The organism is Paeniglutamicibacter sp. MACA_103, assembly GCF_045798555.1.
GTDB lineage: Bacteria > Actinomycetota > Actinomycetes > Actinomycetales > Micrococcaceae > Paeniglutamicibacter.
In genome coordinates this window covers 20,159-33,856 of the sequence record NZ_JBIXLN010000018.1, presented here as the reverse complement: position 1 = coordinate 33,856, position 13,698 = coordinate 20,159, and the positions used below count along the sequence as shown (strand labels likewise).

At 66.1% G+C, this 13,698-nt stretch carries 14 protein-coding genes; 6 read left to right on the top strand and 8 right to left on the bottom strand.

What is annotated here, in order from left to right:
- The first annotated feature begins 20 nt into the window (after window positions 1–20).
- Entirely contained in the window at window positions 21–833 is an 813-nt protein-coding gene (locus ACIPVK_RS10360) for an alpha/beta hydrolase (protein WP_407611893.1), read from the top strand.
- 352 nt (window positions 834–1,185) lie between these two features.
- On the opposite strand, the gene ACIPVK_RS10355 is transcribed toward ACIPVK_RS10360, so the two are convergent.
- On the bottom strand, window positions 1,186–2,505 hold the full coding sequence (locus ACIPVK_RS10355) for a TrkH family potassium uptake protein (protein ID WP_407611892.1): 1,320 nt from the start codon (window positions 2,503–2,505) through the stop codon (window positions 1,186–1,188).
- 177 nt (window positions 2,506–2,682) lie between these two features.
- Here ACIPVK_RS10355 and ACIPVK_RS10350 point away from each other — a divergent pair, with 177 nt between their 5' ends.
- Complete coding sequence (locus ACIPVK_RS10350) at window positions 2,683–4,155, top strand: DUF4118 domain-containing protein (protein WP_407611891.1); 1,473 nt, start codon at window positions 2,683–2,685, stop codon at window positions 4,153–4,155.
- Window positions 4,152–4,826: a response regulator gene (locus tag ACIPVK_RS10345; protein ID WP_407611890.1), complete on the top strand. Its 675-nt coding sequence runs from the start codon at window positions 4,152–4,154 to the stop codon at window positions 4,824–4,826. The genes ACIPVK_RS10350 and ACIPVK_RS10345 overlap by 4 nt, the downstream gene beginning before the upstream one ends.
- Before the next feature lie 398 nt (window positions 4,827–5,224).
- Here the strand turns inward: ACIPVK_RS10345 and ACIPVK_RS10340 are convergent, their stop codons facing one another.
- The 7 genes from ACIPVK_RS10340 to ACIPVK_RS10310 form a co-directional block, all read right to left on the bottom strand.
- The gene (locus ACIPVK_RS10340; protein ID WP_407611889.1) at window positions 5,225–5,638 is read right to left on the bottom strand and encodes a DUF6480 family protein; all 414 of its coding nucleotides are present in this window, start codon (window positions 5,636–5,638) and stop codon (window positions 5,225–5,227) included.
- A gap of 40 nt (window positions 5,639–5,678) precedes the next feature.
- Window positions 5,679–6,602, bottom strand: coding sequence for an SDR family oxidoreductase (locus ACIPVK_RS10335; RefSeq protein WP_407611888.1), 924 nt, complete (start codon window positions 6,600–6,602; stop codon window positions 5,679–5,681).
- A 116-nt stretch (window positions 6,603–6,718) separates the two neighbouring features.
- Entirely contained in the window at window positions 6,719–6,913 is a 195-nt protein-coding gene (locus ACIPVK_RS10330; RefSeq protein ID WP_407611887.1) for a hypothetical protein, read from the bottom strand.
- 26 nt (window positions 6,914–6,939) lie between these two features.
- On the bottom strand, window positions 6,940–7,197 hold the full coding sequence (locus ACIPVK_RS10325) for a DUF4235 domain-containing protein (protein WP_407611886.1): 258 nt from the start codon (window positions 7,195–7,197) through the stop codon (window positions 6,940–6,942).
- A 44-nt stretch (window positions 7,198–7,241) separates the two neighbouring features.
- Window positions 7,242–8,324: a hypothetical protein gene (locus ACIPVK_RS10320; RefSeq protein ID WP_407611885.1), complete on the bottom strand. Its 1,083-nt coding sequence runs from the start codon at window positions 8,322–8,324 to the stop codon at window positions 7,242–7,244.
- Between the two features lie 28 nt (window positions 8,325–8,352).
- Window positions 8,353–8,616, bottom strand: a complete 264-nt coding sequence (locus ACIPVK_RS10315; RefSeq protein WP_407611884.1) for a hypothetical protein — start codon at window positions 8,614–8,616, stop codon at window positions 8,353–8,355.
- A gap of 174 nt (window positions 8,617–8,790) precedes the next feature.
- Window positions 8,791–9,570 carry a hypothetical protein gene (locus ACIPVK_RS10310; protein WP_407611883.1) on the bottom strand — a complete coding sequence of 260 codons (780 nt, stop codon included), beginning with the start codon at window positions 9,568–9,570 and terminating at the stop codon, window positions 8,791–8,793.
- A 363-nt stretch (window positions 9,571–9,933) separates the two neighbouring features.
- Here ACIPVK_RS10310 and ACIPVK_RS10305 point away from each other — a divergent pair, with 363 nt between their 5' ends.
- From ACIPVK_RS10305 to hpaE, 3 genes are read left to right on the top strand one after another with little or no spacing between them, the layout of a single operon-like run.
- Window positions 9,934–11,439, top strand: a complete 1,506-nt coding sequence (locus ACIPVK_RS10305) for a fumarylacetoacetate hydrolase family protein (protein ID WP_407611882.1) — start codon at window positions 9,934–9,936, stop codon at window positions 11,437–11,439.
- Window positions 11,440–11,447: 8 nt separating this feature from the next.
- Window positions 11,448–12,107, top strand: a complete 660-nt coding sequence (locus ACIPVK_RS10300; RefSeq protein WP_407611881.1) for a GntR family transcriptional regulator — start codon at window positions 11,448–11,450, stop codon at window positions 12,105–12,107.
- Window positions 12,108–12,162: 55 nt separating this feature from the next.
- Window positions 12,163–13,668, top strand: a complete 1,506-nt coding sequence (gene hpaE, locus ACIPVK_RS10295) for a 5-carboxymethyl-2-hydroxymuconate semialdehyde dehydrogenase (protein WP_407611880.1) — start codon at window positions 12,163–12,165, stop codon at window positions 13,666–13,668.
- Window positions 13,669–13,698 lie beyond the last annotated feature (30 nt).

The window sequence follows — 13,698 nt, the reverse complement described above, 5'->3', positions numbered from 1 at the left end:
ATTCTGGAAGGATCTGCCTCATGGAATCCACACATGAGCACCTTGTCGAAGGCACCGCCAACGCCCTGGGCCTGACCGTCTACGAGCCCGGCTCCCCCACGGCGCAGCGCCCGGTGGTCCTGCTGCACGGCTTTGCCTCCTCCAGCGAGCTGAACTGGGTGAAGTCCGGGTGGATCCGCAGCCTCACCGAAGCCGGGCGCAAGGTTCTGGCCGTCGACCTGCCCGGCCACGGCACCTCCCCGGCCCCCGAGGACCTGGACGCCTACACGCCGAGCCGGATGCGCGCGGATTTGCTGCAGCTGCTGATGGACCACGGTGTCACCACGCTCTCGACAAGCGACGCACTTAGCGGCGTCGATCTGGTCGGCTATTCCCTCGGCGCGCGCCTGGCGTGGGAATTCGGCGGCACCCAGCCGCAAGTGGTCAACCGGCTGGTGCTCGGCGGGCCGGCAAGCATCGACCCGCTGGCGGCCTTCGACCTCGACGCGGCCCAGCGCTACCTGGCCGACGGCACCTCGATCGCCGACGAGTCGACGGCCGACTTGCTGCGCATGGCGATGACCGTGGAATCCAACGACATGTTCTCGCTCATGAGCATGATCGAGGCCATCAAGACCGAGCCCTTCTCCCCCGAGCAAATGATCCCCACCATGCCTACGCTGCTGGTGGCCGGCGACGGCGACTCGCTGGCCACGACCATGCCGCGGCTCACCGAATTGCTCGCCACCCGCGACACCGAGAAGTCCGTGTTGTGGCTGGCCAATCGCGACCATGCCAATGCGGTGACCAGCCGCGAGTTCAAGAACGCGGCCGTCGCATTCCTGGAGGCCTGATCCCGAGGGATACAGCACGGCGTTGCCTTGCTTCATACCGTGAACCCGCCGTTGGCCTGCACCTGACGGGTCGCGCGGTCAGCTGCGCGGTTCGGATGGGGCGCGGACGGGGGGGGTGCCAGCGCATCGGAGTGGCTCCACCAAATCCATCCAGTGCGAGGCCCCCTCCAAGGCACCTACGTCATCCGCGCCACCGTCCCGGACGCACCTTGGACGCGCCCCGAGGCCGTGCGCACCCGGATGTCCCTGACCAACCGAGAAAGGGGGGCCCGCAGTCGTCGAAGGAGAAGTTCCCCGGGAGCAAAACACCCACGAAACGCCTACCCCTGAACCGGGAACGGCGGCTTGATCGTCAGCCGATGATGGGCCGCTCCTCAGGCAGCCGAAAGAGCCTGGACCGAAGGGAGAGAGCCAGCGCGGTGCTCACGGTGATGGTTCCGATCCGGCCGAGGAACATCAGGACGATGAGCACCAGCTGGGCATTCGCCGGCAGGCCTGCCGTGATGCCGGCGCTGAGCCCGACGGTTCCGAAGGCCGAGGTCGCTTCGAACAGCGTCTTGTCCAAGCCGTGGTCCGTAAAGGTGAGCAGCAGGAGTGTCCCAATGATGACCGCGGCGACGCCGAGCAGGGCGACCGTGAGGGCCTGGCGCTGCACCGAGGATGAGATGCTCCGGTTGCCGATGTTGACCTGTTCGTTGCCGCGGATCTCGTTCCAGATGGCGAAGCCCAGGACGAGGAAGGTCGCGACCTTGATGCCGCCGGCGGTGCCCGCGCTGCCGCCGCCGATGAACATCAGGATGTCGGTGATGAAAAGCGTTTCGGGCGCGGCGGCGGCGTAGTCGATGCTGTTGAAGCCGGCGGTTCGGGGGAACACCCCACCGGCCAACGCAGCGAGCAGCTTGCCTCCCGGGGAGAATCCGCCCAGGGTTTCCTGCCGGTTCCATTCGACGGCGGCAAACAGGACCGTTCCGAGGATCAGGAGGGCGATGGTGCCGAAAATGGTGAGGCGGGTATGCACCGTCCACGACCCAAGCCTGAATCCTTGCCGCCTGAGCTCGATGAAGACGGGAAACCCGAGTCCACCAGCGATCAAGGCGAGGCAGATGGGGATGATGATCCATGGATCCTGCGCGAAGCCGATGAGGTTGTCACTGTAAAGGGCAAAGCCCGCGTTGTTGAAGGCGGAGACCGCATGGAAGACGCCGTGCCACAGGGCGGTAAGCGGATTTTCGTGATAGGCAACCCAAAACCTGCCCGTGAGCAGGATGGCTGCGGCTCCTTCGAAGAACAGCATGATCCGGGCTACCCGGAAGAGCACATCCCGCACGTCGCCCAGATTGAGGGTGTGCGTCTCGGACTGCGCAACGAGTTGTCCGTGGAGCCCGATCTTCTTCCGGAGCAACAGGGCCAGGAGTGTTCCAAGCGACATGATGCCGAATCCGCCGACCTGGATGAGGCCAAGGATGACGGCGTGCCCAAAGGGCGTCCAGAACGTCGGGGTGTCCACGGTGATCAGTCCCGTCACGCACACCGCCGAGACGGAGGTGAACAATGCCGGCATGAATCCCTCATCGGCTTGCGCGGTGCGGGCCGCGGGGAGCATCAGCAGGAGTGTGCCGATTGAAATCATGCACAGGTAGGCAAGCGGAACCAGGCGCACCGGGTGAAGCACTACCCGCTTCAGGATCCCGACCCAACGGGGCGGCAAACGACTGCTGCCCCGCTTTGGGACCAGGTTTCTTGAGACGGGCTTCAACACAATTCGACGTTACCTCCGGCCGATGGGCGCTCGGCGGGGTTTGGCGTAAGGGTCCCGTAAAGATTCGCCTTCGTCGGGCATAATAGGTGAATGATCCGCGGCAGAAGCATCGGGAGAGCGGGTCCCGCCGGCTCCGGGCTGGGCCCGATGCGCACCTTGTCGGGTTTCCTTCTTGCGTTGATTCTGCCCGCGGGAATGACGTTTCTGCTCTCTCCGTTCGACGAGCTGAACCTTGCGACCCATGCACTGGCCAGGCTGTGCCCGGTGATAGTGGTGGCCTTCGTCGGAGGGCTGTGGCCGGCGGTGCTTGCGGCGGTCCTGGACGCATTGTTCCTGAACTATTTCGTGACCCATCCCGTGGGCACGCTGACGGTCAACGACCCGCAGGATTTCTTTGTCCTGTTGGTCTATTTGGGGGTCGGGATTACCGTGGCCCTGGTCGTGGGACTCTCCGCCCGCCGGTCCCGGGCAGCAGCCCTCTCCAGCGCCGAGGCAGCCACGCTGAGCGAGTTGGCGCGCACCTCCCTGGCCGGCGACCAAAGTTCGGAGGAGTTCCTCGACCAGTTGCGCGGGCAGTTCCAACTCAACGGGGTCAGCGTCTTCGAAGGCGTTGATGACGGATTGTGGCGGCTGCGTGCCTCGGCCGGTCCGGACGCGCCGCAGTTTCCGGACGCCGCCACGACCCTTGACCAACCTCGTCCCGGGTTGGCAGTCGGGTTGAACCAATCGGCGCCGACCGGCGGTGATCGGCGCCTGCTAAACGCCTATGAGGCACATCTTGCGGCGTTGTTGGAGCGTGAGCGGCTCATCCTGCGGCTACGTGATTCGATCAAGCTCATCGAAGGAAACCGGGTCAAGACGTCGATCCTGCGGGCAGTTTCACATGACCTGCGAACTCCTCTGGCCGGTATCGAACTCGCCCTGACCGCGCTGCGCCGTCAGCGGTCCAAGACCAGCGTGGAGCAGCAGGAAGAGATGCTGGACGCGGTTCAGAGCTTCACCGACCGGCTCAAGGGACTGGTGGGGAACTTATTGGACATGTCGCGGCTTTCCAGCGACAGCGTCCAGGTGCTGCACGAACCCGTCACGTGGCTCGAAGTTGTTCCCGAAGCGCTTGCCGGGGTCCCGGACGGGGCCGTGCGTGCGGAACTGGCCCCCAACCTGCCACCGGTGGACGCGGATCGCGGGTTGCTTGAGAGGGCGTTGGCCAACCTCGTGGAGAACGCGGTGAAGTACGCCTCGGGCACCGATATTGCGGTGCGTGCCACGGTCGGAGGCAGCCTGCATGTTTGGCCTGACGGCCGTCCCTTTGGTGAACTGCGCGTCGTGGACCATGGCGACGGCGTGCCCGCGGACCGGGTCGTGGCAATGTTCCAGCCTTTTCAGCGACTCGACGACGCGTCCCCCGATGCAGGCATCGGCCTTGGACTGGCGGTGGCCAAGGGTTTTATCGAGGCCATGGAGGGTCAGCTCGTGGCCGAGCCAACGCCCGGGGGCGGACTCACCATGTCCATCAGGCTGCCGCTTTACACAGGGTTGGCAACGTTCAAGGACTCCGTATGAAAAACGTCCTGCTGGTAGACGATGAACCCCAGCTCGTCCGCGCCCTGCAGATCAATCTTGAGGCCGAAGGCTATGCCGTCACGACCGCACCCGACGGCGCCAAAGCGCTGCGGGCAGCTGCTTCCCAGCCCCCGGACGTACTCGTGCTCGACCTCGGGCTGCCGGACATGGACGGCACCGAGGTCATCCGCAGGCTGCGAGTCTGGACAGAACTGCCCATTATCGTGCTCTCGGCCCGCCATGGCTCCTCCGACAAAGTCGAGGCACTCGATGCCGGGGCCGATGACTACGTCACCAAGCCTTTCGGCCTGGATGAGCTCTTGGCCAGGCTCCGCGCCGTCGAGCGGCGTTCCTGGCCCGTCCGTGAGGCCGGGACGGTGGAAGCAGGCGATCTGGAGATCGATTTGATGGCTGCGACCGTCTCCCGTGCAGGACACCGAATCCGTCTCACCCCGCGTGAATGGGGCGTGCTGCAATTACTCGTCGAAAATCGGGGAAGGCTTGTGTCCCAGCAACAGATCCTCAGCGAGGTCTGGGGGCCGCTCTACGAAAAGGAAACCCACTACCTGCGCATCTACGTGGGACAGCTCAGACGCAAGCTTGAGGAAGACCCCGCAAACCCCCGGCATCTCTTGACAGCACCAGGTATGGGCTACCGGTTCGAAGCATAGCCCGTAGTGCGCCGTATGCTCCCGCGGAGCATACGGCACCAACCAGCGGGAGTGCCCAGCGGAAACAGGAAACGGGCAAGGGCAACGCCTTCCCCGGCGATTGCGTCACCGGGGAGCTCCAGCCCACCCGTTTGACGCCTTAGGTCCCCTGTTATGCCTCCGAAGGCCGGGGACGCGGCATCAGTCTGCGAGTGCCAGGCGACGGCCGCTTCAGCTTGCGTGCCCGGCGTGCAAAATTGGTCGGCGCATATTTCGTGGACGCGGAACTTGGCGCACTTCACCGTGGTGGCAAGATCCAGTTCACTCCCCTGCACGATTTTGTCCCCGACTGGAGCCGAGGCTCCGGTCGAGGACAAACCAAAGTCCAAAGGGCACGCGCTGTTGCTCGCGTTGCGAGGCTACTCTTCGTGCCCTTGGTCCTGGCTCATCGTTCCCTCACCCGGGGGCGTCTCGCCCGGAGGGACTCCGCCTCCTGGTTCCAGCCCTGTGATTTTTTGCTTGACCGGATCGGGGTTGGAGGTGGCCACGGCATCAACGGTTTCAGACACTGCCGATTCGTCGGACTCCGGCGCTTGTTCGTTCTCTGGGTCGAAGGCTGATTTGTTGCCCATCGCGATATTTTCCTGTCTGTCGATGTCGATTTCGGTGTCTGAGGGTCGGGCCGTAGCCTTACCGGCGTGAGCCTCGGGCTCATCGGGGATATCGGACCATTCGGGATCGTCCTGCTGAAGGTTCAACGGATCAGCTTCGACTTCGCTCCCGCGCGTTTCCGCTTCTGGCTCCCCTCCCGTGGGAAGGTCGTGTTTATCCATCGTGGATTCTCCTCTTGGTTTGCCCGCCCGGAAACCGGACTCAGGGAGTCGACTTGCCGCCATTGACGTTCAGCGTTTCCCCGACCACGTAGCTGGATTCGGCAGACGCCAGGAAGACGTAGGCCGGGGCCAGCTCAACGGGTTGCCCAGCCCGGCCGAGCGGTACGTTGTGACCGAACTTCGGCAAGGCGTCCTTCGGCTGGCCGTCCGAGACCTGCAGCGGGGTCCAGACGGGCCCAGGGGCCACGGCGTTGACCCGGATTCCGCGAGGCGCCAGCTGCACGCCCAGTCCCTTGGTGAACGCGTTGATCGCCGCCTTCGTCGAGGCGTAGTCCAACAGCGTCGGCGACGGGTCGTAGGCCTGGACCGAGGTCGTGTTGATGATGCTGGAGCCGGCCGGGAGGTGCCTGAGCGCCGCGCGGGTGACGGTGAACATGGCCAGGACGTTGACCTGGAACGTCTGCAGGATCTGTTCGTCGTCAAGGTCCTCGAGGTTCTCGATGGCGATTTGCTTGCCGGCGTTGTTGACCAGGATGTCCAGGCCCCCGAGTTTCTCCGCCGCCTCGTCTGCCAGCGAGTTGCGGTAGCCGGCGTCGAGGAGGTCGCCGGCCAGGCCGATGCCCACGCGCCCCTCGGCCTCGATCACGCCGATGACCTTGCGGGCGTCTTCGGCCTCCGCCGGCAGGTAGGCAATGGCGACATCCGCCCCCTCCCTGGCGAAGGCGATTGCCACGGCCGCCCCGATGCCCGAATCGCCTCCGGTGATCAGCGCCTTGCGTCCCTTGAGCCGGCCCGTCCCGACATATGATTTTTCGCCGTGGTCGGCCTGGGGATCGAGCTTGGCGTCCAAGCCAGGTTCGGGCTGGTCCTGTTTCGGCGGCGAGATCCTGGGGTGGCGGGTGACGGGGTTGTCCGGGGAAAGCTGGGCTTCGGAATCGGGCTTGAGGGGTTCGCGCTCATCCATGGGAAATCCTCCAGTCTTCGTGGGCGTTGTGTTCGCACGATTTACGCTAGGGCAAAGCCCCGCGGTGATCAATGAATGCGCGGCCCCGGCGGACGCGGTCGGCGGGGCCGCTACGACTAGTCGGTTCCGGACGCCTCCTCGTCCGGTTCGGAGGAAAAGGCCCCCGTTGTGGAGCGGTCCTGGTTGATGCCCGGTTTGACCTCCTGCTCCGCCGAGGGCGTTGCCTCGTCCTCGGGTTCAGGGGACCGGTCCCCGGCGGCGACGCGCGGCGCTTCCGCCGCGTCGGTCGTGTCATTGTCCCGATGTTCCATCGTGAATTCCCTTCTTCTCCACCTGCCTACGGGGTCCTCTTCTTCTCGATCAGATTCTGCGTCCAGCGTTTGGTGACGGCCTGGACGACCGATGCCGTGGCTCCGGAGAACACGGCGAAGGCCAGCACCTTTCCGATCTTCGTTCGTTGTTGCGATTCCGGGTTGGTCACGGCGGGAGGCTGTTCGCCGGTGGCCCGCTTCCACACCGCGCCGGAGATCCGCGCCCCGGCCAGTCCAGCCAGGAGCGAGAGGGCAATGGTCAGAAGCTTGGTGAAAAGTTTCATTTTTCTCCTTCGTTGGCGTGCTTTCGGCGTTCCGGTTCGTGTGGCTACGTGCCGCCTTCGGCGTCATCCGACAGCCTGATCCGCCGCCGTTCGTACTCCCGTCGGCTGTAGGTTGCCTTGCGCACGGATTCCTCGTTGTCCAGGCTGGACCCCAGGGCGCCGGCGATGGTTCCCAGCGACGCGGAAAGCCAAGACAGGTTCAGGTACTCGCCGAAGCCCACCCCGTGGCCCAGCTCCAGGGCCAGGAACTGGGCATCGATGATAACCAGGGCGCCGGCGAGGATGACGGCGAACAATGCGAGGTACATCAGCAGGATCGCCGAGAGGATGGTCAACAGCGTTGCCAGGTTGTAGATCACCCGCTTCTCCCGATGGCGGTCGCCGACGGGGCGTTCCCACAGGCCGTTGTGGAACACCAACCAGGAACCCATGACCATGACCGAGAGCAGGGTGATGAGGGACAGACGCTGGGGCGGCAGGTAGTCGGCCATGCTCCAGATGCTGGTGTAGAAGATGCCAAAGGCACCGGTGGCCAGGGCCGCGGCCATGGCAGTGGACAGACTGGGAACCAGCCGCCACGGCCTGTTGCTGCGCACCATGCCCACCAGCAGGAGCAGGCGGCCCCGGAGGCCCTTGACGGTTTCGAAGGAGTCGTCCTCGGCCCCGTCCGCCTTGATCCGGCGCTCGATGGATAACGGGTCCACGCGTGCGGGCACCCGGCCGTCGTCGCGGAGATAAGGGTCACCGACGCCGTGCAGGGCGGCCAGGACCTGGACCACCGCGCGCTGCAGCCGCTTCCGTCGCACGATGCCCAGCGCGGGCAGGACCACGACGGCGGACCGGGAGCCGGTGTTCCGGCTGGTCGCGACCGGCTCGCCGTTCTCGTACTTGGGCAGGTCCGTCAGGTAGACCAGGTAGTCCCACTGCCCCGCCTCGCGCAATTTTTGGGCATGCTCGTTGAGTTCCACCTCTCCGCTGGCGTCCAGGGGAAGGGAGAACTCCGCGACCTCCAACTCCCACCCGGCGGCCGAATCCAACCGTGACCGCAACTGCTCGGGCAGCGTCTTCTCCAATTCCAGGGCACGGACCAGCGGCATGCCGGCGTCGGCCATCAAGCCAACCACCATGGTCCGATCCGGCCGCGCGTCCATCGCCCTACCCGGCGTCCAAACGGTCTTCGTCCTCGGACGGGGCACCGGGTGAGGACCCGTCGCCCTCCGGAGTCCCCGGCACCGCCTCCACGTCCTCGGGCAGGTGCTCGGCCAAGTACTCGGGGTCCTGGAACGCATCGACGGTTCCCGGATCTTCCGGACCGTCGAGGTCCTCCGGCTCGAAGGGCGTCCCGCCTTCCTGTTCCAGGGCGTCCTCGGGGTAGTCGTCCTCGTGTGCCGACCTGTTGTCGGGGGAATTCGTCGTCATGTCTCGTCTCCCTGAATGGTGTTGCCCGTTGGGGAGTCGTTCCGGACTGGTTCCCGGCCTGGTTTCCGCCGGTGTCGTGTCTCCCACGCTACTGATGCGGCGAGTCGATGCCAAGTGATTTGCACGGCTTGCCCGCAGGCGCAGGATCGATTGGCTTGTGGCGGCACGCGAGGCCTACCGCAGGGGATCGACGTCCGCGAGCAGCTTGCCGAGCCTGGTGTGGATGCGCTTGAGATCGGGCAATTCCACGGGCAGCAGGGCGGCGCGGTCCCGTTGGTACTCCGGCGCGGTCTCGGCACGGGTGTTCCAGCAGTCCAGGCCCACGTGTAGGCGGTCCTGACGACCGGCGGCACCGGGAGCATGGATGGCATGGGCGAGAAGGAGGTCCGTAGTCGGTTCGGCGGATCCGCGAGTCGAGTACAGGCGGTTTTCCGCACCGCGCGCACCGGTCAGCGCCAGCGTCATCCGCAGGCCGCACCCTTCTTCTCCGTGGTCCCTGCACCACGGCTGGCAGTTGTCCAAGTTGTGCTCCGCCGGGTTCTGCGCCCTCCACCCCGCCTGCCCGGACACGGATCCGGGCCGAGCCTCGGACCGGTGCGCGTCCCCGCTGCGAACCAGTGCCAGGAACCTTCCAAGCTGCGCATGGATGGTTCTCATGCCCGGGACGTCGGTCTGCAGGGAGGCTTCGGGATCGCTCCGGCGATCGGAAACCACATGCCTGAAATTGAGGCAGGTCCAGATCACCGGCGCATCGCTCCCAGGCTCCCAGGCGTCGGTGCCGACCACGAACTCCAGCTCGTTGGCTTCCGCACCCATCGCCTCGATTCCCGCCAGCCGCTTCCTGCCGTGGAGCATCGGCCGCCGGGAGTGCAGCCGGGTTCTTGCCAGGCAGTCCCCGTCGCAGTCCTCGGGGTATTTGCCGCACCAAGGGAGGCAGGGGCTTGTGGGTTGCATGGCGGTGGCTCCTGCGGCGATGGGGGATCGTGTTTATCGAATCCTGCCGGCCCACTCCGACATTTTGCGCCCGGAGCGGGCGCCGGCGCGGTTTGGCTGCACGTCGGCGAATCGGTGGACGGTGTCCGCCCCGCCGCCTTAGGCTTCCAGGGGGCGGGCGGCGGCAGCAAGCGGAGGCGAGGGGACCACGTACCGGGGGCCGCATTTTTTCGTCCGCCCGGCACACAAGTTTCCGCGCGATTCCGGGGTCGGAGGCCCGGTCCCCCGGCGCCGGCCGAACGTGTTCGCCGACACGTCTTGACAAGTGCGGAGATCCGCATCACACTGGATCGTATACGATTTCATACACAACAGGAGGAAACCGTGAGCAGCGACGCCACAGCCACCGAATTGGTTCAGGTCGACCAGTCCATCTTCGACAAGGCCGGCAAGGTTCTTGCTGTACATCTCTCCTACTCCTCGCGTGCCGCCCAGCGCGGCCGCACCCCGGCTTTCCCGTCGTACTTCATGAAGGCCTCCTCCTCGCTGGCCGCCTCCGGATCCACCGTCGAGCGCCCCGCCGGCACCGAGCTGCTCGCCTTCGAGGGCGAGATCGCCCTGGTCATCGGCACCGACGCCCGCCGCGTCTCCGTCGAGGACGCCTGGAACCACGTCGGCTTCGTGACCGCCTCGAACGACCTGGGCGTGTACGACATGAAGTACGCCGACAAGGGCTCGAACATCCGCTCCAAGTCCGGCGACGGCTACACCCCGCTGGGCCCGGTCCTGCTGCCGGCAGCCGCCCTGAACCCGGCTGCACTGCGCATCCGCACCTGGGTCAACGGCGAGATCGCCCAGGACGCCTCGACCGCCGAGCTCATCTTCTCCTTCGCGCAGATCGTGGCCGACCTCTCCCAGCAGATGACGCTGAAGGCAGGGGATGTGATCCTCACCGGAACCCCGGCCGGATCCTCGGTGATCGTCCCGGGCGACCTGGTCGAGGTGCAGGTCGACGACGAGGCAGCGGGCCTGTCCACCGGGCGCCTGGCCACCACCGTGGTTGAAGGCACCGAGGCCTTCGCCGCCTTCGGCAACCAGCCGAAGATCACCGATGCGGACAAGATCGACGCCTTCGGCACCGCCGCCGACGCCGGCATCGATTCCCCGATCACCGGCAAGGAGGCGCTGACCGACGAGGTCAAGGCCAAGCTGCTCTCCGTCGCCACCGCCACCATCTCGGGCGCCCTGCGCAAGCGCGGGCTGAACAACGTCTCGGTCGACGGCCTGCAGGCCACCAAGGGCATGACCAAGGTCATCGGCACGGCACGCACGCTGCGCTACGTGCCCAACCGCGAGGACCTCTTCAAGACCCACGGCGGCGGCTACAACGCCCAGAAGCGCGTGATCGACGACATCGGCCCGGGCGAGATCCTGGTCATGGAGGCCCGCGGCGAAAAGGGCTCCGGCACCCTGGGCGACATCCTGGCGATGCGCACCCAGGTCCGCGGCGCCGAGGCCATCATCACCGACGGCGGGGTCCGCGACCTCGACGCCGTCGCCGCCCTGGACATCCCGACCTTCCACAACGGCGCGCACCCGGCGGTTCTCGGGCGCAAGCACGTGCCGTGGGACACCGACGTTGCAGTGGGCTGCGGCGGGACCACCATCGTGCCCGGCGACATCGTGATTGCCGACGCCGACGGCATCCTGGTCATCCCGCCGCACCTGGCCGCGGAGATCGCCGAGGAGGTCGTCGAATCCGAGCGCCAGGACACCTTCGTGTTCCTGAACGTGAAGAACGGCAACAAGATCCAGGGCCTGTTCCCGATGAACGCGGACTGGAAGGCGAAGTACAACCAGTGGGTCGCCGACGGCGAACCGGAATTCTAGGAACCGTCATGGCCCCCAGCAAATCAGAGTCGGCCTACCGGCTGCTCCACGAGAAGATCACCGAGGGAACCTACTCCCCCGGCTACCGGCTGGTGCTCGGCACCATCGCCGCGGAACTTGGCTGCTCCGTGGTCCCGGTGCGCGAGGCCATCCGACGACTCGAGGCCGAGGGCCTGGTGACCTTCGAACGCAACGTCGGCGCCATGGTGGCGGCGGCCGACACCACGCTCTACCTGCACACCATGCAGACCCTGGCCATCATCGAGGGTGCGGCCACCGCGCTGAGCGCCCCGTTCATCGACGAGGACCAGCTGGCCGCGGCCCGGGCCATCAACCAGGCCATGGCCGATCTGCTGGTCGACTTCGACGCCCCGCGCTTCACCGAACTGAACAACGAATTCCACCAGGTGCTCTACCGCAACTGCCCCAATCCGCACATCCTGGAATTGGTGCACCGCGGCTGGAACCGCCTGGCCGTGATGCGCTCCTCCTCCTTCACCCACATCCCGGGCCGCGCCCGGGAATCGGTGAGGGAACATGCCCGCCTCCTGGACTTGATCGAGGCCAAGGCCCCGGCCGCCGAAATCGAACAGGCGGCCAGGGCCCACCGCACCACCACCCTGAACGCCTACCTCGCGGCGGCCAACCTCCCGGCCTCCACGCTCTAGGCATCCCCAACATCTTCAGCACGACGCAATTCCCGACCCGGCAAGGAGCCAGTAAATGAGCAAGCACTTCGTTCCCGAGAACCTCCCCACACACCTGCAGCACTACATCGGCGGCCAGTTCGTCGACTCCATCGGCGGGGAAACCTTCGAGGTCCTGGACCCGGTAACCAACCAGACCTACGCCACCGCGGCCGCCGGCCAGAAGGCCGACATCGACGCCGCCGTCGCCGCGGCCACCGAGGCCTTCAAGAACGGCCCGTGGCCGACCATGAGCGCCCGGGCACGCGCCAAGGTCCTCTACAAGATCGCCGACGCCGTCGTCGCCCAGGAGGACCGCCTGGCCGAGATGGAAACCTTCGACACCGGCCTGCCGATCACCCAGGCCCGCGGCCAGGCCCAGCGCGCCGCGGAGAACTTCCGCTTCTTCGCCGACCTCATCGTCGCGCAGCACGATACCGCGCTGAAGGTCCCCGGATCGCAGCTGAACTACGTGAACCGCAAGCCGATCGGCGTCGCCGGCCTGATCACCCCGTGGAACACCCCGTTCATGCTCGAGTCCTGGAAGCTCGCCCCCTCGATCGCCTCGGGCTGCACCGTGGTGCTCAAGCCGGCAGAGTTCACCCCGCTCTCCGCCTCACTGTGGGCCACCATCTTCAAGGACGCCGGCCTGCCCGACGGCGTCTTCAACCTAGTCAACGGCATCGGCGAGGAGGCCGGCGACGCGCTGGTCAAGCACCCGAAGGTCCCGCTGATCTCCTTCACCGGTGAATCCTCCACCGGCCAGCTGATCTTCCGCAACTGCGCGGAGAACCTCAAGGGCATGAGCATGGAGCTGGGCGGAAAGTCCCCGGCCATCGTCTTCGCAGACGCCGACTTCGACGCCGCCATCGACTCGACCCTCTTCGGCGTCTTCTCGCTGAACGGCGAGCGCTGCACCGCCGGTTCCCGCATCCTGGTCGAACGCCCGATCTACGAGAAGTTCGTCGAAGCCTACGCGGCCCGCGCCAAGAACATCAAGGTCGGGGACCCGCACGATCCGACCACCCAGGTCGGCGCGCTGGTCCACCCGGAGCACTACGACAAGGTCATGAGCTACGTGGAGATCGGCAAGACCGAGGCCCGCGTCGTGGCCGGCGGCGGACGCCCGGAAAACCTGCCCGAGGGCCAGGAAAACGGTTCCTACGTCGCCCCGACCGTTTTCGTGGACGTGGCCCCCGACGCCCGCATCTTCCAGGAGGAGATCTTCGGCCCCGTCGTGGCGATCACCCCGTTCGACACCGACGAAGAGGCCCTGGAACTGGCGAACAACACCAAGTACGGGCTGGCTGCCTACGTCTGGACCAACGACCTCAAGCGCGCCCACAACTTCGCCCAGGATGTCGAGGCCGGCATGGTCTGGCTCAACAGCCACAACGTGCGCGATCTGCGCTCCCCCTTCGGCGGCGTGAAGGCCTCGGGCCTGGGCCACGAGGGCGGCTACCGCTCGATCGACTTCTACACCGACCAGCAGGCCGTGCACATCACCCTCGGTGAGGTCCACACCCCCAAGTTCGGCGCCTAACCCGCTTTCCCCCACCCCCCGCTTTTCCAG